We start from the raw sequence: 23,172 nt of genomic DNA, 5'->3' as shown, positions 1-23,172 counted from the left end.
AGCAATGATAGTTGCAGGAGGAAAAGATGGAATATTTTATTGTTCGGCAAGATCAAAGTATTACAAATCCAATCATTCCTTTCAAGACAGACCTCGATGATAACTTTGTCTGTTCATCTGTTTTCGGGGAAGTAATAGAAAAAGACAATGCGATATATCTGGATTATTTAGAGAAGCCTCGAAGAATCGTGTCAGATGATTTGAAAGGATTGCTTGTGAAATACGAGGATAACTTAGAATTTACAGCCATAGTCTTTACGGATGTGAAGAAAGGAACACAGCGCGTACATTGGCTTATGGATATTGTGAAGAAGAACTGTATTTCCGATGAGACGATTTATTATCCAGACGGACAAATAAAGGAGCTCGTAATTGACCCGAAGAAGGTGGAACTAGATTGTATTTTTCAAGTCGACGGTAAAAAGGAATCGTTCACCATCGTCAATTTAGATGTAGCAGAAAGTATGCTACGACGACCATATCTCGGAATTCAATTGCAGCGAGTAAAACTACAAAGTCGATAGATCATTCTACTAAATCATGGCTCATTATCCAAAGTTGTGGATGAATGCCATTTATATAAGTTGATGGGAGTGGAGACTGGGCGACTCCTTGGGGATTAGCGATATAGAGGAACGAAGGCTAAAAGCATCACGTCCTGTGATAACGCCTTCGTGACCAACATCCTGCTTTCGCGCAAAAGACATCTGGTGGCCCGAGACCCTGGAGCGAGCAACGCGAGTGAAGCGGCTCATCGGATGCCCCCAAGAAGCTCTGCTCTGCGCGAAAGCGAAGCGTCAGCGGCAAAGCGCCCAGTCGGAACGGAAATCAACTACACGTTATGATGATCAGCTAAATCATTCCAAAACATTGTCGTAGTTTGAAACAGTGTTCAATCGATACGAAAGGAAGGATATTTAATGGCTCAAGTTGTAGAAAGTTTGGAAACAGAAGGTTCGGAACAGGAGCAATTTAGTTATGTCGTACATGGCGCCATCATTTCCTGCGAGCATGGTAGCCACCTCAATTATTTAAATTTACCGCAAGACCATGGCGTTTTTATTAAAGAGAAAGCCGTCATGAATGTAGGGGATCGAAACCCTGACAACATCCCAACCTTTGGTGTTTGTTTACAGTTGCAAAAGCCATGTACACCAACATGCTCCATTGATTGGATGGAAGGCATGGAAAATGTCAATATCGAGGGAAAGCAAGCGTTATTAAGTCGCTGCCATACCCAATGCTCAGCAGGTGGAGGCAAAATCGAAATTATTCATGACGGTCAAGAGGAAGTAGAGATACCGAAACAAGGTTTTTAAAGACGAGGTTGATGGAAAGGAGGTAAGTAATGAAATCGCTAGAAGAAAAGGAAGTACACATGATTAGTACGTATGAGGATCTTGTGCTCGAATGGAATTATCCGCTTATTCATTTAGATAAATTAACGATCAAACATAAGGGCAATGACCATGCGAGATTGTACTTTACGGGAATGATTGCTGAAGAGCAAGCGCGAAAGTATATTCAGCGAGTCAATCATACAGATGAAGTAGTTGTGAAGTTTGGACGAGACAGTGCCGTATTGTTCTCAGGGAGAATAGAAAACGCGGAGTTGCAGGCAGCTCAGGGGGTGCACTATGTCTCCGTTGAGGCTGTATCATTTACAGCAAATATGGATATTGCGAAGCGCTCACGTTCTTTTCAAGATGCCAATATGACGTATGTGCAGTTAATAAATAACATCGTGAAAGCCTATCCTAATGGGGATTACATCGACCAAGCTTCTAACGGTCAAGCCATTGGTAGTATTGCGATTCAATACTTAGAAACAGATTGGGAATTTATTAAAAGAATGGCCTCCCGTTTGCACGCCGTTGTTTTTCCTGATTTAAAAGGAAAAGGTGCTCGATTTTGGCTCGGTACACCTCAAAGTAGGAAAAGCATAACGATCGACCATCTGCCTTCTATACTACGTATGGACGTTGATGCGTATCGTTTGATTACAGAAAACGATGGGACGGATGTAAGTGAAGCCGATTATACATTTTGTGAGTTTGAAAGCACGGAACCCCATGAGTTGGGCACGTTGGTGCAATTCAAGGGAAGCTCCTATATCGTAACGGCTAGGGAAACCCTTCTTGAGGGGGGCGTGCTGAAGTTTCAATATACTGCCCAACCAGAGAAAAGTATTCGTCAGCGGTTAGTACGCAATCTAGATCTAATTGGTGCAGCATTTACAGGAAAGATCATTGATGTTACGCAAAACACCGTTAAAATTCATTTAGATATAGATAAAAGCCAGGATCAAGGAAAAGCACATTGGTTTGCCTATTCAGCAGATGCCAATGGTGTTATGTATTTAATGCCCCAAATAGGTGCACGTGCTCAATTGCATTTTCCAAGTGCGGTTGAAGAAGAAGCCATCGTTATCAGCTCCGTGCGTGTTAATCCCGCCACACCAGAGGGAGGACAAAAGCAGGCGAAGAAAATGGCGGACACTACCGTTAAATCATTGGCGACCAATGTTGGGAAAGATGTGACATTAGGTGTTGGTGATATTACCTTTAGTGCAGTAGATGGTGTCTTAGACTTAAAAATGGATGATGGAGATGGCGTAACATTTCAAAGTAACAGTACCATCATGCTAGCAGCCGATGAAACACTCGAAATAAGTGGGATGAAGGAGCTAGCCGTAGAAGCTGAGGAATGGATCGCGATATCAGCGAAGGAACAAAGCCATGTAATAATGGCCGCTGACACCCAATTAATTAGTACGCTCATTGAGCAAGAAGGTATAGAAAAGCAGAGTCAGCCACCGAAGTTAAATGAAGAAGCCATCGAAGCTATGAGTAAAGTTGACTTAATTTTCCCGCAAAAGGCTGAAGAGAAGAAAGAGAAAAAAGGCTGGTTTAGTAGTTTATTAGATGGTGTAAGTACAGCGCTGGATATCGCTGGGTTTATTCCTGTCATCGGTACATTTGCGGATATTGCGAATGCAGGAATTAGCTTGGCAAGAGGGAATTACATGGATGCAGCCATGAACTTAGTAGGTGCAGTCCCGTTAGTTGGTGATGCCGCCAAAGCTGCCTACAAGGTCAAAAAAGGGGCAAAACTCTTAGATAAAGCTGGTGATGTTGCAAAAGGAGCAGATAAGGTAATAGATGCTTCAAAAGCTGTAGCAAAAGGGATGAAGGCAGCTTATCCGAAAATATCTAAAACGTTAGATGCAGTAAAGGGACTAGCGGAACTAGCCAACAAAGCATCTAAGGGTGTGAAGACGGCCGCAGATAAAGTCATCTCATCGATGGATGAATTGCTCGCTGTGTCGAAGGCAGTAGACGGAATGAAAGCTGTGGCCAAAGCCGGGCTAACGAAATTTAATCATGGAGTCTTAAAGAAATTTAATTGTACACAAGGGTTAAGTAAAAAATTCTGTAAAAGAGGATTTGAGCCTGTTGATTTAATTACAGGGCGTATGATTTATGAAGGCATCGACTTTGAACTACCTGGACCGATCCCCCTTTCATGGGAGCGCGCTTGGTACAGTGATAGTAGCCGCATTGGCTTAACAGGTCATGGTATGCACTTTACATACGATCTAGCCTTAGAGATTTTTGAAGAAGATGACCTGATTGGGATTGTAGTAACGGATGGTCGTGCAGTAGGATTTCCAATTTTACCAATAAACTTGCCGTATTTTAACAAACGAGAAAGAATGACTTTAACCAATACAGGCGAGGAGTATCATTTGTTTGAGCATGATACACGATTGATTTATGTATTTGAACAAACTACAAAGACGAAATACCGATTAAAAGAAGTAAGAAATGAGCAAGCGCATCATATTCAATTTGCGTATAACCTTAAAGGCTACCTATCTCAAGTAACGGACAGTGTGGGAAGAGTGCTTGAGGTTACTACTAATGAAGCAGGCAGAATGACAGAAGTCGCTTTACGCAACCAAATGAGTCGTGAAGTCTTAGTCCGCTATGATTACAATGATGGACAAGATTTAATCGAAATCCAAGATGCGTTAGGGCAAAGTACGCATATAAAATATGTGAATCACTTAATGATGCAAAAAACAGATCGTAATAAAAATAGCTTCTTCTGGCGCTACGATGGGCCAACTACAGGTGCAAGAGTCATCAAAACATGGGGAGATGGCAATGTCCTTGCAGGGGAGCTTTCATATCACGATGGCTATAATGAAATTACGAATAGCTTAGGTCATAAGAGTTATTATTATTTCAACGAAGATAATCTCTGTACGAAAATTGTTCATCCAGATGGTAGTGAAGTTAGCTATGAATATAATGGGGACTTTGAATTACTGCAAGAAGTAGATGAAGATGGTCGTGTCACGTCATATAGCTATGATGAGTGGGCAAATCCAGTGACGATTACTCTTGCAGATGGCAGTACCGTATCCTCTCTGTATGATGAGAAAGATAGGTTAATTCAGGTAGTTAACGCTGAGGGCGGAAGTCGTCAGTGGATTTATAATGAAGATAGTACATTACAGGCAAATATTATAGAAAATGGAACAAAGACTGAATTTTCCTATAATGAGAATTATTTAATTGAAACGGTGACAAATGCACAAGGCCATGTGGTAAGCTTAGCTTATGACGCTGATCTGAATCTAAGTCAAGTAACATTGCCAGACGGGACAAGTTCAACATGGGAATATGACCGTCGTGGTAACTGCACAACAACGACCAATCCGCTAGGTGCCACAGAGAAGTTCGTATATGATAACTTGAATCGCCTAGTACGTGCAAATCTATCAGATGGTAACGACATTCAATTAAAGTACAATGCCTATGATGATGTTATTTTTGCAAGGGATAACCATACACAAGTAGCCTTTGATTATACTATTCTTGGTAGCTTAATATCCCGAGAACAAGGTGGAAAGAAAGTCAAATTCACCTATGATACAGAGGAGCAGTTGACTGCTGTCATCAATGAAAAAGGCGAAGCGTATCAGTTTGAACGTGATGAAAAAGGGAATATCATCAAGGAAATCGGCTATGATGAGATGGAAAGAACGTATGAGCGAAGTCTGGCAGGATTGGTTCAGCGAATTCAACGACCAGGTGATCGTTGGACAGCGTATCAGCATGACAATTTAGGGAATGTCATTCGAGCTGATTATTATGATGACACTTGGGAAACGTTCGGCTATGACAAAAATGGCTTGTTGATGGAGACCGAAAATGAGCATGTGAAAGTAAAACTAGAGCGAGATCCATCTGGACAAGTAATCAAGGAATGGCAGAATGACCATTGGATTGCGAGTAGCTATGATGAATTAGGCAACCGTTCACAGATTATGAGTAGCTTAGGTGCAAAAATCGATGTCACTCATAATGAAATGGGAGATGTGTCACAAATCACAGCCTCTCGCTCAGCGCAAGCCCATTGGACAGCATCCATGCAGTACAATGAACTTGGTCAAGAGATTGAGCGAATCTTACCAGGTGATGTCATCAGCAAATGGCAGTATGACGTTACTGGTAGACCAACACACCATCGAATAAGTAGTCAGGGCCGTCATACTCGAAGACGCGTGTATAATTGGGACGCCAATCATAGATTGCGAAGCATGGTAAACGAGCTAACAGGTGTAAAAGTTACCTATGGTTACGATGAATTCAGTAACCTCGTTTGGTCCAATCAAGGTGGTCAATTTGATTTCTTACACCGCAGTGTCGATGATGTCGGGAATCTGTATGAAACAAAAGAAAAGACAGATCGTGTCTATGGCGCCGGAAGTAGATTGCTTGAAACGAAAGAGGCTACATTCTCTTATGATGAAGAAGGTAATCTTGTTCAGAAGGTTGGGAAGAACGGTGATACGTGGAAGTACGAATATTACGGCAATGGCATGATGTCGAAGGTCATCAAGCCAGACAACACAGAAGTTACTTTTAAGTATGACTCGCTAGGTAGACGAATAGAAAAGTGTTCAAACGAAAAGATAACGAAATTCATTTGGGATGGGAACACTATCCTACATGAGTATTTCTCACAGAATATTTCAGATATATATGAAAATCTAGATGAGTATTCTTCACAGGATAACGCCGAAATAGTAGATAATCTAGTCACATGGATATTTAATGATGGGTTCGTACCTTCAGCTAAAATTACGAATGAAGGTAATTACAGTATTATTAGTGACCATCTAGGAACGCCTGTAGAAGCTTATGATGAAGAAGGTAAGAGGGTTTGGTCAGCAGAACTTGATATTTATGGAAGAGCAAAAGAATTTACCGGTGAGAAAAACTTCATTCCATTCCGTTATCAAGGGCAGTATGAAGATATAGAAATAGGATTGTATTATAATCGATTCCGATACTACGACCCAGAACAAGGGAACTATACTCAAATTGACCCGATTGGACTTGCTGGTGGGAATCCAACTTTATATGCATATGTAAATGATCCAAATACGTGGATTGACATATTTGGATTAAGCAAAGGTTCTACAGCACTAGACAAATCCTTAGGAGGAATAAAGGGTGATGGAATGCAAGCACATCATCTTATACCTGAGTTAACATGGGACCGATATGCCACTTTCTTAGATAGTGTTGGGTTACCTAGAACAATGAGAGATCATTATACAAATGGATTATTAATGTCGGATAGTGCTGCAAATGCAAAAAATCATGGGCAAAAACTGTACCATAGATCAAGACATCGTAACTATACAAAAATGGTGGAGAAAAAGTTAGATAGAATCCAACGAATGTATAAAAATAATGAAATAGATGCAAAACAAGCAAAACAATATACTGAATCTCTACAAAGAAGTCTAAGAAAGAAAATTACTTCTGGAAAAATAAAAACTAAATCACCTTGTGGTAGATTATCTTAAATGAAGGAAATGGGGTTCTTAAGATGGAAAATATTTTTGCGATTTTTGAAAAGGAGGACAAATTTTGTCCGACTTTACTAGAGGGTATATTGCATACAGAATTCTTTGAAAAAAATCCTTTTGAAGCAAGAGACTCTGATGATGGAGAATGGAGAACCACTAGAAATATTGTAACAGAATTACCTAAAGAGTTATGGTTTGTTTCTAAGGATAGAGGTTATGAGTTCGATTTAAGATGGGATAGTGAAGGTTTTTTCATATCATCAGAATTTATAAATCTATTATTAAAATTTGGAATCAACAATTTTCATTACACTAAATTGCATATGGTGAACAAACATAAAAAAAGCATATCTTCAAAGGAATATTATTATGTGCGATTTTATGATAGGTTAGAAGATGTAATAGATATGGAAAAATCAAATATTGAATTTTATAAGCAAAATGGGCGTATAAAAAAAATATGGGATTTACAACTGAAAAAATCGAATATTCTTTCAGATGTTTTTCTAATAGATAATACTAAGATTTTAAATATATTATTTTGTTCAGAAGAATTTAAAAATGAAGCTGAAAAACTTAAATTGAAGGGCATAACCTTTGTCCCGTCTAATGAAGCTGATGTGTATAAACCTTAATATTGTAGGATTATTATTAGAAACAAAGATTACGAAAATAACAAAAACTGTAAGGTATAACTTATTTTTTAGTTAAAGTTGTATCTTTATTGATTGAGTGTTTAAAATCTGAAATTAATACTTGGTGGTTATACTTGGAATAAAATTTAAACCTACATTTAAGGAGTAGCATGAATCTAGAAAGCGGATTTTATTGCTACTCCTTTTTGGAATAAAATTTATTACAAAATTTTTTCAAAGTTAAGCAGATGTTCTTTAAAGTTCTATAATTCCGATGATTTCCCTTCTCTTTTTGGAATTGCAACTTTAATAGGAGAGGAAGTCTAGGAGACAGCATTATAAAAGGTGATTGGAAACATGAATCAATGTTGTTGCTATGTTTAAAAGACTTTATAAATGACAAGTTAAGTTATAAGGGAAAATAAAATCTGGAAAAGTCCTAAGGGGGAAAGAATTATGCTAGGAAATTGGTTAGTTAATGAGGATAATCTTAAGGTTCGCAAACTAAAAAATGAAGAAATGGATGAAATAAAACGCTTATCTGTTTTGAGTCAGAAAAAATTAGAAATAATAGATATTGATGATTATTTAATGTCACTCGACAATATTGAATCAGCGTTGTCTCATTATAGAGATAATAAATTTACAGACGAAGAAGTTGAAGAAATAGCATTTGAAGTTGGTTCATTATATGGATCCATTATAGAAAAAAAATACGGTTGGAAGTGGAGGCAGATAGAGAAAAATGATAATAGGGGCTATTGTGTAGTCTCTGAAGATGAAAAGTATTGTTGTCCTGTGCATAACTATATCTATACCATCTTGACTGATGCAGAGAAAAGTAACAATGTTAAGTTATTGTTTAATATGCTGGAAGTTATTCATAAAGAGAAGAAGAGTGGCTTGTATAATTTTATCAGTTAAGAGCTTAATACGATACTATTAGTATTTTCTTTTATTTTCAAAACATATGTAAAGAAGAATTTAAAAAATCTCCTTTACATATGTTTTTTTTGTTAAGAGAGGAATTATTTCGAAATATACAGTAGCAATTTCTAGCAGATGAATCTCCGGGTATAAAACAAGCTAAAGTTGGAAACCAACTGATAAAAGTTGATCTAGGTACTAATCGAGTACTTGCCATGCTAAAGATGGAAAGACTTTTTCGTTTTATAAAGCACTTCCTGAATTCGTTGTAGAGGATCTTTTTACAGATGCAGTTAATTACGCGCTTGAAAAAACAAAACTATCAAAGTCAGAAATGATCATGGGATAATACTAAAGAATATACTTGAATAGTGCTGTTTACTACGATTATATTATTTTCTTGATAATAATGTATTTATTAAGATTTAAAAACAAATGTAAAGAAGCGAAATAAGTACTTTCTTTACTTTTGTTTTTTGTTTATTTATTTTCTATTTTGATTTTGGAATAGTTTTTTTGCCACGAGAAATCAAAAATCGATAGTATGCATTAATATAGAGATTACATGAATTTATCTAATATTTGGTAAAAGGTGTTTTTAGATAATTTAAAAAAGTAGCTGGATAAGTTGCACTAAAAAAGTGTATAAAAACAGTAATGATTACATACGTTCTGTTCGAGATAGCAAATCTTTCAGATGTTAACGATGTTCAATTAAAGTACAATGCCTATGACGATATTGTTTTTGCGAAAGATAACCATATGCAAGTAGCCTTTGATTACACAATTCTTGGCAGTTTGATATCCCGAGAACAATGTGGGAAGAAAGTCAAATTCACCAGATACAGGGGAGCAGTTAACCGCTGTCATCAATAAAAAGGGCGAAGCGTATCAATTTGAACGTGATACGAAAGGAAATATTATTAAGGAAATCGGATTTGAGGAGATAGAAAAAACGTATGAGCGAAGTCTTCAGGGTTGGTTATGAGAATTTAACGACCAGGTGATCGTTGGACAGCGTATCAACATGACAATTTAGGAAATGTCATTCGAGCCGATTATTATGAAGACATGGGAAACGTTTTGCTATGACAAAAATGGTTCGTTAATTGAGACCGAAAATGAGCATGTGAAAGTAAAACTCGAACGAGACCAATCTGGCCAAGTGATCAAAGAGTGGCATAATGACTATTTCATTGCGAGTAGCTATGATGAAATAGGCAACCGCTCACAATAGTTGAAAGTATTACCTAAAATCGGGATAAACGAAGTAGAGCTATAAGTTTGCAATGAAGACAGCTGAGGTTCTAATACCAGATGAAATACCTAAAAGTGCCGTTATATCCATAAAAAGGGAAGGTGTTATTAAATTATGAAAATAGATTATCAAAGTGAAATTGACAAAATTAGGAATTCTTTAAAGAACTACTACAAAAACTACTACAATAATCAATTCAAAAGTGAAGTGGAAGATTACATTGAAAACAAAAAGAACAAAGAACTAATAAAAAAATTAATAATTCAAGTTTATAATGATAGTACTCTTTTTGATGCAGACAGAGGATATATAATAAAAGTAGTGTTAGAACTTCTGGCAAAAAATACAGGTTGTGTAGAAGATGTAGAGATTGCTGAAGATATTCTTGATAGTCTTTTTAATGATATGAAAATACTAAGCCAGGCAGATATTGATAATTTTTATGAGCAATATTCAAGCAGAAGATGGGATTAAGGACTGAAGGACTGGATCATTCTCAAAAAAGTAGACGTCAGTTTAGAAAAGTAAAACGAAGCCCATGTACAAATAGAAAATAGACTCGCCATGACTTTTTATGTCCGAGACTATTTTCTATTAATTTTGTTTTAGCGATGAGTATTTAATATTGAAAATTAGGTCTTTTGGTGAACAATGAGATTGCGCTTATTGTAAGAGCGAAAATGTCAACATTATTAACATTCATGAACTAGCAGATGATTTTGAAAAAGTAATGGATTACTATCAAGTAACAGAACTATATCAACATTCTCGTTTACCAAAGATTGACGCCCGGTTGCTAAAATAAAAACTAAATAAATTATGCTAATGAATTCTACTGACGGGATTGCCTCTAAGGTGCCAGCATAGAAGGATAAAAGGCAAAAAGAGCCGGAAAATCATTAGGGTATAGAAAAGCAAAGAGGGGCTGTCAATTAACAATTAACAGCCCCTAAGTTCATTATCGAGAACTAACTTAATTGCAGTTGATGATCACCTAACCTATGCATTTTTAGATTCCTTTTTAATACCTAAATAAGTGAATGACCTCCAAACATATTCAAGTGGCCCGAAGCGGAATTTGGATAACCAAAGCTTACTAAAAATCACCTGGAAAATAAAAATGACAATCGCAATGATGATAGCTGTCGTTAAGTGGAGTTTTCCGTATACGCCAAATGCAAATGGTCCAAATAACAATGTACATATAATAGATTGTCCGATATAGTTTGTGAATGCCATTCTCCCAGGGAACGCTAACCACTGTATAGCTTTCTTTCCTTTCACCGTATGATAAATAAAGATCAAGCTAATAGCATAAAAGATAGTTAGGAATGGTGAGCTAATATATTGAACAGCAGAAAAATTTTCGAAAAGGAATGGTAAGATCCAGCACAATGTTCCCCCAAAAATAAATGTAAGCAACCACGTAATGAAAAAGCCTTTTCGATATTCTTCAAAACGGTGAAGCCATTTTTTCTTCGCAACAGCCGCTCCGAATAAGAACATTAGTAAGTACGGAAGATTTGTAAATAAATAAAATATAGGGTTGCCTAGAGAAAGAACATATAATCCATTACGCATTGTATAATAAGTTCTTTCCATAAAATTAGCATTCATTAATTGTTGAATACTTCCATTTTGATGGGCATCTATTGTAAATTGCATAAGCTGACGACTTTCCTCTGACATGGTCATTGACATCATCGTAGAATCGGAGGATAGAGCCCCTAACGTAAATAATCCAAAATATAAGCTATATAAAGTTACGCTAATGATTAACATAACATTAGGTTTTAACTTATGCAGGAAAAGGAGTAATAATCCTAAGATTGCATAGTCTGTTAAAATATCTCCGAACCAAATGAAATAAGCGTGGATACAACCAAAAATAAAGAGCGCAATAAGTCGTCTAAAATAAATTCCCCAAAAGTTTAGTCGCTTTGCGGCGGCTCTTTCCTGCATAATGACCATGCCAAAACCGAACAACATAGAGAACAGCATGACAAATTTTCCATCGACAAACATAGTAATAATAGTATGAACGGTATAATCGGCTTGATTCCAAAAAGAAGTCCATTCATTTTTAAAACTTAGATCTTCCTGCATATAGGCCGGATAAAGGAACCAAACAATATTGGCTAATATAATTCCTAATAATGCGAACCCCCTTAATACATCAAGTGTTTCAATCCGCTCTTTGGCAGAGATGGGTGAAAGCTTTTGCTTCATATAATCATCCTTTTCATGGTTATTTTGTTCTTTCAACAAATGGCTATTGTTGAAAAAACCTTTGTTAATGACTATAAATAATAAATATCAAGATTTTATAAGGAAATTAAGGCATTGTAATTTATAAATCGAAAAGTTAGGGAGGGAAATTGAGGATATTAGGGAGTATCCTAAAAAGCCGTTTCCCTTTACTAAAAATATTCCAACTTTACTGTTGGATGGTAGAAATTTATAATAGCGTTATAACGAAGTATTGCGAAAATTAGTACATTTTGTGAAAATGCTACGTAATCTATTATTTTTTAGTATTTTATAGAAAATATTGTTGAAAGTATGTAAAATGATGGTACAATGAAGTTGTAGTTACATTAATGGTTATTAATTCCTTGGAAAAGAATTAGTAAGATCAGTTTGAATATATTCATACTTTAAAAGATGTAACTATGTGTAAAAGGTAATAAACAAACTAATGAAATGAGGAGATTTTATGATTAAAATGATTCAATTTTTAGAGCAAAATCCGTCGATGGTAACTTTGTTAAAAGAAAAAAAAGCTTCTCTAGTTGGTGTTACTGAACTTGAGCAGAAAGCAATCATAACATCCTTTGACGATGAAGAGATATGTTTGGAAAGTGGCTTTTGGCACTAAACTTTTTAAAAAATAATTGGCTATGGCTTGCTATAAGTACTTACCTCATATTTGGGAGCTATTTGCTATATGTTACTTATAGCACGCCTTATTTGGGAATTAAATTGAAAGAAGAGAATGGACAATGGCTAGTAATAGAACCATATTTTAAGGAGTGGGCAAATAAGCAAAATATCTCAGCAGGGGATATTATTTTAGAAGTTGATGGTAATAATATTAATGAATTAAATATTATTAAATATGATCCTGTAATTAGGGTAGCTAAAGAGTTAACGTTGGAGAAACAAGAAGATAGACGGTTAATTCATATACAAATAAAACCATTTGACATTCCTGAACAACTTTTCTATATATTTTTTTTACCAGCATTTTATTATTTATTAAGTTTAATTATTTCTCTCTATTTATACAAGAAACAAAAGAACTCGAGTCTAATAAATTTACTTATTCTTTTTATTCTATCTGTATCTTTAGCCTATGTTAGTATTGGTGCATCAGGAAGATTAGATAGTGTTGGAACAGTTGTGAATCGAAGTAGTATGCTACTTTGTCTTGTTCTTTTGATTCACTTTTTAAGAAATTATTTTTTATTCTTGAATTTAAAATGGTTATTAATTTACAACATTAAAATACTATATATACTACCTTTAATTATAGTTTTTCTTAGTATTTTTAGCATCGTTTTCCCCTCTACAAATACTTTATTCTCTAACTTTACCTTGTGGTTATTTTTTATTTTATTAATAATAATTCTTTGTATTTTGGGGATAGGTTATTCAAAATATAAGACCCCACAATTGAAAATTTTTTTACTAAGTATTATTATCCCATTCTTACCATTCCTTTTTTTGTTTGCTATACCTGAGATTATTTCCCATAAATATATACTTTCTGCCGAAATATGCTCCTTATTCTTAATGTTCATACCATATAGTTTTATATGTACACAGCTCACTGAACGTATATTTGATATGGAATATTTTATTACCCGTTTACGCTATTACTTTAATTTTTCATTTGTTTTTACGATTTGGTTATTAGTAGGTCTGTATGTAATTACAGATTTGTCTATTTCAAGAATGGCGGAGTTATTCTTTTTTGCCTTCTTATCATTAATAGCACTTTTCTACATTAAAGAGAAAATAGATTATCATAAGCGAAAAATTCTTTTTTCAACAAAGGGGGATTATATCCATCGATTGTATACGACAGTTGATAGTATTGGTAGGGTCGTGAAGATTGAAGATTTGCTGGATAAATTTGTTCAAGAAATTGCTTTACACCTTGAGATTAAACATGTTTACGTATTAACCTATGATTTGCAAACGCATCAAGTTACTTCCACAAGTACATCAAAAGAATATACCCAAAATCAAATGGACGAAATATTACTTGAAAATCTCCGCATGGGGGATGTAAAGAAAACGGAGCATTTTTATATAGCTTTTATCCACCAAGATGTAAATTATAAAAGAATACTAGTCGTAGACCATAATAAATCGATTTATTTAAAGGATGAGGAATTATTATGGCTTGAATTATTACTTTTATATGTAAATAATTTTATTGAAAACACGAAAATGGTGGAGGATCTATTAGAACAGTTAAAGCATATGAAAGAGGCTGATAAAAGTCAGCTACCATGGCTCAATAAACTACTTTGGCTACGCTTTGAACAAGAAAAATATCAATTAGCGCAAGAGCTTCATGATACGGTTTTACAAGAGCAGCTTCATATTGCTCGAGAAATGGATGTATGTATTCATGCGAAGAGGACAACGGATATTCAGGTGAACCTTACTAAGATTCATGATCATATGATTGCATCGTTGAATGATTTAAGAGGCTACTGTGAAAATTTGAAGCCACCATTATTAGATACACTAGGCTTAAATGCTGCGCTTGAAAAGCTTATTCAAAAAGTTCATAAACGTGCGGATTTTGTTTTAGTTTACACAATGGATCGTCTCTATTTAGAAGATGAGCGTTTAAACTTAATGATTTATCGGCTTTTTCAAGAGTTGTTAAACAATGCATTAAAACATTCGTATGCCAATACTGTCGAAATTCATTTGTTAGAAACAGCAGATGGCTTTGAAATAATTTATTCAGACGATGGTGTAGGCTGTAAAATGGATGGCATTATTGTTTCTGATTCAATGGGAATCAGGGGGATGCAAGAGAGGGTACAGGCATTTAATGGTCAGTTTTCTATCAATACCAATGTAGGAGAAGGAATGTCCATTCGAATTAAAATAAAAGAAGGAAATCATACCCATTCCTATGACTGCGATACTTATAATAGAAGGTCAACCCCTAGTAGAGGATAATATATGAATAGAAAGAAAGATATGAACGATGTTAACACCTCCTAATCTTCTCGTCGAAATTACAGCACGAGTTGGATTGGGAGTTTTTGTATTGAAGTAGAAAGAAAACGCAACAAAATGAAGGGCTGGTTTCTGCAAAACAACTTCAAAATATGCGAATTTGGTAACTTATCAGGTAAAAAATTTAAAGTATGATTAGTCATTCTAGTAAGGAGAAATGCACATGCTATTAGAAGAACGGTTAAATAATTGGGTAAATTCTTTTAATCGAAATGGTTATTTGAATGGTACTTTATTAATTGCCTCTAATGAGAAGATTCTTTTAAACAGAGGGTTTGGTATGGCGAATTGGGAGCATAGTATCCGAAATGTACCAACAACTAAATTTCGTATAGGGTCACTTACGAAAGCATTTACGGCGATGGCTATATTTCAATTGCATGAAAGGCAAAAATTGAATATAGATGATGGGGTAGGAAAATATCTACATGATTTTCCGAATGGTCAACAAATAACGATATTTCATTGTTTAACGAATAGCTCCGGAATACCTAATTATACTAATACGCCTGATTTTTGGTTTCGCACAATGAGATTGCCATCAACATTAGATCAGCTTATTGATTCCTTTAAAGAAAGGGAATTAGAGTTTGAACCTGGTAGTAAATTTGGCTATTCAAATTCAGCGTACGCGTTGTTAACGGCTATTATTGAAAAAGTTTCAGACATGTCTTATGCAGATTACATACAGCAGCATATATGTCACCCATTAGGTATGGATCATACAGGCTGTGATAATGGGGTGAAGCTTATACCAGGTTTAGCTTCTGGTTATTCATTTTGGGAAGAGCCCATTCATGCAGCGTATGCAGATATGTCATTTCCATTAGGTTCCTACGGTTTATATTCTACAACAGAGGACCTATTTATTTGGGATCAGGCATTAACATCATCCAAATTACTTCGCAAAGAATTAACAGAGAAAATGTTGACTCCAAATCTTGGATCCTATGCGTGTGGCTGGATGGTCTCTGAAGTAATGGGGAAAAAATGTGTGCATCATTTTGGAGATATTAGCGGGTATTCAAGTGATTTCCTTAGATTTGTCGATGACCAAGTTACGATTATCTTTTTAAGCAATATGAATGTTACACCTGTCATGCACTTAAGTAGAGAGATTGCAAAGATTGTTTTTGATAGAAATGTATCTTCATTGGCCCCTGCAGTTCCGGTAACGTTCACAAAGAATGAATCTATCGAGGGGCAATATTTAATGGAAAATAAAGTACTTACTATTTCTATTAAAAATGAAGAGCTTTATTTAACGGTCCCTAAGATGTATGGCGCATTATATAAATTTAAGCTTATACCAATTAGTCATGATGCTACGAAAACTGCTTTTTTAACCGAGATGATTTATGAACGATTGATCTTTTATTATTCATTATCAGGCGAAATAGAGCGCATAGAATACATCGATTGTTATGAAAAAACTTATATGCTTCATAAGCAATAGATGGAATATTATATTTTGAAACTAGAAAGAGACATCCCAAATCATAGTTGAGATGTCTCTTTGATGTTATTCATTATATGCGTTTAGCGTGAACACGAAGATACTTTTCGACATCATTGTAAAGTCCTGATTGATTTGCGTATTTCACATAGTTTTTGGCAGTGCGTAACCATTCTAATGTAGATGGCTGTACCTCTTCTAAAACGTGTAATAAATCATTAGTGGTGATAGGACGTTCATCACCGGTTGCTAAAATTTCAGCAAGTACATTTTCAGTAGCTAATTCAATCGTATTTTCAATGTCTGCACCTGAGAAAAACTCAGTTTGAGCAGCTAGTGTTTCGACATCTATTTCTTCAGCATATCTGCCCGCTAGCTTTAATTTAAAAATTTGCTCTCTCGCTTTTTTATCTGGTGGCGCGACAAAGATGAGACGGTCGAATCGACCAGGGCGCTTTAAGGCGCTATCGATATCCCAAGGGGTATTTGTAGCAGCCATAATAAGTACTTCATCTGTGCTTGTATCAATTCCCTCTAACTCTGTAAGGAATGTGTCGATCATTCCTCGAGTATATTCAGAAGCTTTAGACCGACTCATACCAATCGTGTCTACTTCATCAAAAAACATAATACTTGGCTTTTGAAAACGTGCCTTATCAAAAGCCGCTTTTAAATTTTGTTCACTTTCACCAATATAGCGATTTAATATGTCTGTAATATGAACAGGATAGAAATTAGCCTTACATTCACCAGCGGTTGCCTTGGCAATAAATGTTTTTCCACAACCAGGGGGACCATAGAGCAGTACACCGCCGCCTACTTTTTTTCGAAACTTAGCAAATAGACCTTTGTTATAAAATGGGCTAATAATACGTAAAGTAATGGTCTTTTTTAAGTCATCCAGCCCAGCAACATCCGTAAAAGTGATTTGTTCCTTCCCTTTTTTTACTGCTTTAGGGGCTTTACCATCAATAATTTTTAACCTAGGTGTAAAATCTATTATTTGATGCGTCTCGGTTTCTTCACTTTTGTCTTCTCTTTCAAGCAATTCTTCTGCTGAAGCGGCAATGTCTTCAGTAGTCTCAATCATTTCATCTGACTTCGTTTGCTGAATTTGCAAACTCGTTTTTGTTAATTCATTTATGATTTCCATACGTAGTGTATCATCTGTACAGAGAGAAATGCCTGTTGAATACGATTGTATCGCTTCTAGCCAACGATCGTTTTCAGCAAGCTCTTTTCCAAGCCAGTAATGTGCTTGAGGGTCAGTTGGGCTTTGTTCCACCATTTGCTGTAACCATTTAATTTTATCCATATGTATAACCCCTTATTTTTCTTAGTCCCTTAGCCAATGGAACTGATATCCATGTATAAAGTGCAAGTATTACATAGCATTTTAAAAACAGCATGGCTATACTATCAAACCCTAGTGCTAATAATAAAAAGGTTAGCCCAATCCCTACAAGCCAAATGATAGCTGGCCCCCCTAAACGCTCTATAAAACGATTAGGCGCTAGCAGAGGGTGGGTTGTAATTTCCATCTCTTCTAATAGAGCTAGTAATGTTTGATCCTCAGGATTTAAAAGAAAGGCTTGTCTGTAATATTCTTTCGCTTCTTTTTCGTTATTTCGGAAGGAGGCATTTATTCCGAGGTGCAACAATTTTGCTACTTCACTATCTGCTGAATTCATATATTGTTCTAATGCAAGGATTTGTTGTTCTTTACTTCCATGTACACCTTGTAAAATAAAGTTTCTCCGTAATACATATGAATTGTCCGGATCTAATTCTAATGCTTTATTGATTAATAACTTTGATTTATTACGATATCCTGTTTGTTTCATTAAAACAGCATAGCCTGCATGTGTTTCTGCATTATTTGGATTTAAACGAAGTGATTCAAGAAAGGCTTTTTCTGCTTCTTGCCATCGCTCGGTTTCCATGTATAGATGGCCGAGAAAATAAAATATGATTTCCTCATCGAATCCTAATCGCATCGCTTCATGAAATTGTTTTTCAGCCTCGTCAAATTTGTTTATTGCATAGTTACTGTAAGCTAACATATACCAAAGCCGGCTATTTTCAATATTGTCATGTAATTCCTCGTTAATAAGCTCAATAACCTGGGGATATTTCCCTATATAAAAATAATGCTCGATAACTTCAAAGGATGGTTCTTCATATTCATCATATTCTTCAAATTCACTCATAATATATCTCCTTTCCTATAGTGCTAGTAAGAATAACGTAACCAAAGCATCGATTAAGCCCGAGAAGATGATTGCGGCAAATCCTGGTCTCCATAATGATTCAGCACTACCATCTACTGCTAAATGTTCTTTATACGGCTTGTCTAAAAATGCGAAGAAAATGAAAAAACAGGCAACCCCAAAAAGTCGACCAATAAATTTAATATATTTTTCATCTATGGGGATGACTTGTTGACCAATTGCGTAAACGACCGCAAGCTTCGCAATAATAAGTACAATACTAATAATCGCTAACAGCTGTATATCTTTTTTCTCAATTTTTAGCCATTTAGCGTTTTGTATACCTAGTATGGTAATGGCAAAAATACCACCAAACGCAGCAACAAAAAATAGATTACTAATCTCATAGCTTCTTGTCCTGTCTACTTCATTGTTTGTTAAACTAGGTTCATATAGATTTTCCATAATTCCATCAAGCTCCTGTTTCCTATTAATATCCTAATAATAGTTGTATTATACATATGTTTCTTTAAACTGGAAACACCTTCTTTGCAGGATTGTCATGCTCCTAGATTCTTATTAAAATGAATCAGATTCTATAATCAAAAAAATATTATTTTTGTAATTGGAATAGGAGAAAATGCACGTTTTTAGAATTATTCAATAAAATGAAGAGAATTATTAAAAATGTAACCGATATAATTCAATAGATGATAGAGGAGGTATGTAAATTTGAATAAAAAATTATTTTTGACAGCAGCAGCTATCCCGGTAGCTCTTATTGTACCAACAGTTGCAGGAGCGGCAGCCAATACCGTTTCCATCACAGGAAATAATATAGTGAATGAAACGTTAAAAGCTTCTATTGAAAACTTACCAGCAAATTCAATTGTGAATGGTTATCAGTGGTATTATGTAGATGGTTCTAACAATTCAACGAATAAACCAATCTCTGGTGCTACAACAGCGTCATTTACAATACCAGTTGATGCAGCAGGCAAAGCAGTTTTCGTGGAAGCGACTACAACTAATGGCGATAAGTATAAGAGTGAACCCCGTTCGATTAATGAACTAAAACTGTCAATAACTGCTCCAAGAATTGATAGTAGTTCAAATTATGCAGTACCTGGTGAATTGGTACAAGTCGCAGGTGCAATAGTAACCGATGATGCCGGAGCAAAGTTACAAAATAGTCAGATTACATATAGCTATCAATGGTTTTATAAAGTTGGTGAATCCTTCACAATTATTGATGGAGCAACTAACGACACATACAAAATTCCTAATGATGCTTTAGAAAAAGGCATGAAAGATATCATTGTTAAAGTAAAGGCAAAGGTAGGATCTTCTTTCGTGGAATCTGATGTTTCTGCTGTGAGATCAGTATCGAATGAACCTTCTGATTCAATGGTTGAAGACATTAAAACTTTACTAATAAATGACAACAAATATAACTTGACAAGTCTAGAATCTTTTAAGTCAGCTGTCACTGCATTGGAAAGTCAATATCAGGCACTATCAACTGCAGCAAAGGCGAATGTGAAAAATTATGATGTATTAAAGAGAGCAGCTGCAGATGTAGAGTTAATTAGCAAGTTAAATGAGAAAGTAGATAAGGTAAAAGAGGTTAATGAAAAAGACCTACCAAAATATTTAAAAGAAATCGATGAGGCTTATGATAAGTTTGATTTATTACAACGTAGCTTAGATCTAAATGATGCGCTATACAATAGCATTAAAAACATTTTGAAAGATCCGACAGATATCGAAGAATTTAAAGAAGTTAGAAGAATTAATCAGGCAATTGTAGCATTATTAACATATGAAAATTCCTATGTGAAGTATGTACCTACTAGCTTAGAGTCTTTACAAGTAGCAGTTGAAACAATTGAAAAGGATATAGCAAAATTATCTCAAAATTACCGAGCAACTGTGCAAAATCAAGCAATTTTAAGTGATGCTAAAGCAGATATAAAAAAGGTTGAACAATTTATTAAACTTTTCGATAAGCTGTCAGAAAAAGATGCACCTAGCAAACAGGTGACTACAGCAAAATCAATACGTACGTCTTATGAAAAGTTAACTTATAAACAACTTCAACTTGTACCAGCAAAATATATGTATACATTACTGCAAGCAGAAAATGCGGAAAACAGTCAAATAGACAAATTAAATAGTGAGATCGACAGTTATGTAGGCGATGTGATTGATAGTTACCCAATTGATCCTTCAGTAACTACTTGGCAAAGTCATGTAAATAATGTAAACCGTATTATTAATGAATATAAGGGCTTAACGAAAAATTCAGCGGCTAAAATTGTCGGATATGATAGCATTGTAACCTTGCAAAAAGATTTTAAAGCAGCTGAAAAAATTATTAAGGATATGGACGCCTATCAAAAACTTTCAGTAACGCCAGGTGTAGCTGAAAGTAAGTTGAAAACGAACTACACGAATGTATTGAAAGCATATAATAAGTTAACGACTCTACAACAATCACTTGTGTATAATGCAAATGATTTTTTATTAAATACACCGACTATTACCGTTAATACAAATGGTAAGGAACCTGCTGATAAAGCTGCTGCATTAGCTTTAAAGGCTGATGTTGATAAGCTTGCTGATGTAACGAAATATACATTTGTACAATTTGAATCTGCTGTTAATGCAGCAACAACAAAATATAAAAACCTATCTTCCGCTGGTCGAAAGTATGTAACAAACTATTATTTATTAACAGCGGCTAGTAAAGATCTTTCTGGTGTGAAGTCATTCCATAAAAAAGTGCAAACCGCAAGAGAAGAAAAAGATGCTACGAAACAAGCGAAAAAAATTCAAACAGTTCAAACTGCTTATGCAAAACTACCTGCAAATCAACAGTTTCTGGCAAAACAGCAATATGAAGATTTGCTCAATAATCGTTTAGAAGATGGCAATGCACCAGATATCACTAAATTAAATAATGAAATTGCAAAAATCGTCTCAAATGATACGTATACAGTTTCAATGGAAAAAATTAAGGAGCTTTCAACGCAATATAATAAGCTAAGCTCTAGTGATAAAAAACGTATTACGAATGCTACCATCTTAACAACAGCAGTTTCGGATGTAAAAAAAGTTGAATCATTTATGAAGACGTATGAAAAATCATTTCATAGTAACCCAACAACTGTCATCAAAGCTTTTGCTAAGCTTACATCAAAACAAATGAGTTTAGTTAGTCCAGAAATAAGACAATCTATAATTGATCAAGATAAAAATCAACAACAGTCTAATGAAATTGCTTTGAAATTAGTTGAATCCATTAATTCATTGCTAGTAAATGGTGAATATATTGATGACTTGGAGACGAAAGTAAAAGAAATTCGTACAGCATATGATGGTCTAAGTGCTTCCGAAAAGAGCGTCGTGAAAAACTATTCTAAGCTAACTCAGGCCGAGAGTGATTTGAAAAAGGTAGCAGAGGTTCATGCTCTTTACGTACCAGCAACAAACGATAATGCAGCAGCTCGTAAAGCTTGGCAAACTGCATACGGTAAGCTCTCAAAGAAATTAGAACTTTTATATCAAAAGATGTATACAAACGATTTATAAAAAATAGTTTAAACCAAAACCCCGGATAAAGAAATTTATTCGGGGTTTAAATGTGTGTGCCTGGAATGAAGATGTTGATAATAATTGTCAAGACCTTAATATTGTGTAAAATTCTATACAAAGTTTTTCAACCCTGATTTTAGTTTTCTTAAATTTTACATCTTACGTTGGAATTCGCCGCCAAAACTTGAGTTTCGCCGCCAACCACACAAAGAACGCCGCTAAACCATAGAATTGCGCTGCCAACCAAGCAAAGAACGCCGCTAAACCATAAAGTTTCGCTGCTAACAAGCTTTTTCGCGGTTTTATCAGCGATGTTTGCGGTTTTATCAGCGATGTTTGCGGTTTTATCAGCGATGTTCGTGGTTCTATCAGCGATGTTCCCGTTTCTATCAGCGATGTTCGCGATTCAAGCAGTGGAAGATATGACCAAAAATTAAAAGTTAGGTGATAAAACGAGAACGTTAATCAATAAAATTCAAAAGTTGGGTAATAAAACATAAAAGTGTTCCGATGAAATTCATAAGTTGGGTGACATTATGTTAAAAGTATATATGGATAAGTGATTAGAGAGGAAAATGTTTCAGGCGAAGGCTAGTATTTTCGATGATGTCGATTTCTATCTTATTTGACTTACACCTCTCTAGCAAACTAGCAGCAGCTGTACCACACATCTGGGTAGAAGTGTATGAGATGCCGTTGAGTTAATGAATGATAGGGTAAACTATTTTTACGTGAGCATATCATGTCAATAGCGAGGATGTTTTATGCGGCACAAAATGTCGCGAATCATATGCAAAGGTGGTAGAGGTTTTATAAAATTTATCAAAAATATTAAGGCGCAATGACTGAAACATCATTAGAAAGCACCTTTATGGGGGCAGCGTCATATTTTTATTCCAAATAAAACATTGTATAATCGATGCAAAAAC

17 protein-coding genes are annotated in these 23,172 nt (G+C 35.2%); 13 read left to right on the top strand and 4 right to left on the bottom strand.

All coding sequences use genetic code 11. The features are described from left to right. Nucleotides 1-26: 26 nt before the first annotated feature. The 8 genes from MY533_RS13880 (at nt 27) to MY533_RS13845 (ending at nt 10,186) form a co-directional block, all read left to right on the top strand. Nucleotides 27-524, top strand: a complete 498-nt coding sequence (locus tag MY533_RS13880) for a hypothetical protein (protein ID WP_248716435.1) — start codon at nt 27-29, stop codon at nt 522-524. Nucleotides 525-920: 396 nt separating this feature from the next. Further along, nucleotides 921-1,319: a DUF4280 domain-containing protein gene (locus MY533_RS13875; RefSeq protein ID WP_248716434.1), complete on the top strand. Its 399-nt coding sequence runs from the start codon at nt 921-923 to the stop codon at nt 1,317-1,319. A 29-nt stretch (nt 1,320-1,348) separates the two neighbouring features. Then, entirely contained in the window at nt 1,349-6,889 is a 5,541-nt protein-coding gene (locus MY533_RS13870; protein ID WP_248716433.1) for an RHS repeat-associated core domain-containing protein, read from the top strand. A gap of 23 nt (nt 6,890-6,912) precedes the next feature. Continuing rightward, complete coding sequence (locus MY533_RS13865; RefSeq protein WP_248716432.1) at nt 6,913-7,527, top strand: Imm43 family immunity protein; 615 nt, start codon at nt 6,913-6,915, stop codon at nt 7,525-7,527. Between the two features lie 456 nt (nt 7,528-7,983). Beyond that, nucleotides 7,984-8,451 (top strand): hypothetical protein, encoded by a 468-nt coding sequence (locus MY533_RS13860; RefSeq protein ID WP_248716431.1) that lies wholly within the window; start codon nt 7,984-7,986, stop codon nt 8,449-8,451. A gap of 820 nt (nt 8,452-9,271) precedes the next feature. Next, entirely contained in the window at nt 9,272-9,442 is a 171-nt protein-coding gene (locus tag MY533_RS13855) for a hypothetical protein (protein ID WP_248716430.1), read from the top strand. A 75-nt stretch (nt 9,443-9,517) separates the two neighbouring features. Then, the gene (locus MY533_RS13850) at nt 9,518-9,691 is read left to right on the top strand and encodes a hypothetical protein (RefSeq protein WP_248716429.1); all 174 of its coding nucleotides are present in this window, start codon (nt 9,518-9,520) and stop codon (nt 9,689-9,691) included. Between the two features lie 135 nt (nt 9,692-9,826). Next, on the top strand, nt 9,827-10,186 hold the full coding sequence (locus MY533_RS13845) for a hypothetical protein (RefSeq protein WP_248716428.1): 360 nt from the start codon (nt 9,827-9,829) through the stop codon (nt 10,184-10,186). 525 nt (nt 10,187-10,711) lie between these two features. Here MY533_RS13845 and MY533_RS13840 read toward each other — a convergent pair. After that, nucleotides 10,712-11,941: a DUF418 domain-containing protein gene (locus MY533_RS13840; RefSeq protein WP_248716427.1), complete on the bottom strand. Its 1,230-nt coding sequence runs from the start codon at nt 11,939-11,941 to the stop codon at nt 10,712-10,714. A 487-nt stretch (nt 11,942-12,428) separates the two neighbouring features. Here MY533_RS13840 and comX point away from each other — a divergent pair, with 487 nt between their 5' ends. The 3 genes from comX (at nt 12,429) to MY533_RS13825 (ending at nt 16,436) form a co-directional block, all read left to right on the top strand. Beyond that, the gene (gene comX / locus MY533_RS13835) at nt 12,429-12,590 is read left to right on the top strand and encodes a competence pheromone ComX (RefSeq protein WP_132356698.1); all 162 of its coding nucleotides are present in this window, start codon (nt 12,429-12,431) and stop codon (nt 12,588-12,590) included. Between the two features lie 92 nt (nt 12,591-12,682). After that, entirely contained in the window at nt 12,683-14,920 is a 2,238-nt protein-coding gene (locus tag MY533_RS13830; RefSeq protein WP_371873259.1) for an ATP-binding protein, read from the top strand. Nucleotides 14,921-15,143: 223 nt separating this feature from the next. Then, nucleotides 15,144-16,436 (top strand): serine hydrolase domain-containing protein, encoded by a 1,293-nt coding sequence (locus MY533_RS13825; protein ID WP_248716425.1) that lies wholly within the window; start codon nt 15,144-15,146, stop codon nt 16,434-16,436. A gap of 73 nt (nt 16,437-16,509) precedes the next feature. Here MY533_RS13825 and MY533_RS13820 read toward each other — a convergent pair whose 3' ends face one another. From MY533_RS13820 to MY533_RS13810, 3 genes are read right to left on the bottom strand one after another with little or no spacing between them, the layout of a single operon-like run. After that, entirely contained in the window at nt 16,510-17,751 is a 1,242-nt protein-coding gene (locus MY533_RS13820; RefSeq protein ID WP_248716424.1) for an ATP-binding protein, read from the bottom strand. Continuing rightward, nucleotides 17,744-18,646, bottom strand: a complete 903-nt coding sequence (locus MY533_RS13815; RefSeq protein ID WP_248716423.1) for a tetratricopeptide repeat protein — start codon at nt 18,644-18,646, stop codon at nt 17,744-17,746. The genes MY533_RS13820 and MY533_RS13815 overlap by 8 nt, the downstream gene beginning before the upstream one ends. Before the next feature lie 15 nt (nt 18,647-18,661). Beyond that, nucleotides 18,662-19,111 (bottom strand): hypothetical protein, encoded by a 450-nt coding sequence (locus MY533_RS13810; RefSeq protein WP_248716422.1) that lies wholly within the window; start codon nt 19,109-19,111, stop codon nt 18,662-18,664. A 267-nt stretch (nt 19,112-19,378) separates the two neighbouring features. Here MY533_RS13810 and MY533_RS13805 point away from each other — a divergent pair, with 267 nt between their 5' ends. Further along, a complete protein-coding gene (locus tag MY533_RS13805; protein WP_248716421.1) occupies nt 19,379-22,240 on the top strand; it encodes a hypothetical protein in 2,862 nt (953 codons plus the stop codon). Between the two features lie 314 nt (nt 22,241-22,554). Next, a complete protein-coding gene (locus MY533_RS22160; protein ID WP_256469419.1) occupies nt 22,555-22,680 on the top strand; it encodes a hypothetical protein in 126 nt (41 codons plus the stop codon). Nucleotides 22,681-23,172 lie beyond the last annotated feature (492 nt).

This window comes from Lysinibacillus sp. Ag94 (assembly GCF_023242215.1).
Classification (GTDB): Bacteria; Bacillota; Bacilli; order Bacillales_A; family Planococcaceae; genus Lysinibacillus.
Note: the sequence above shows the minus strand (reverse complement) of the source record. Positions and strands in the feature narration are given on the sequence as shown.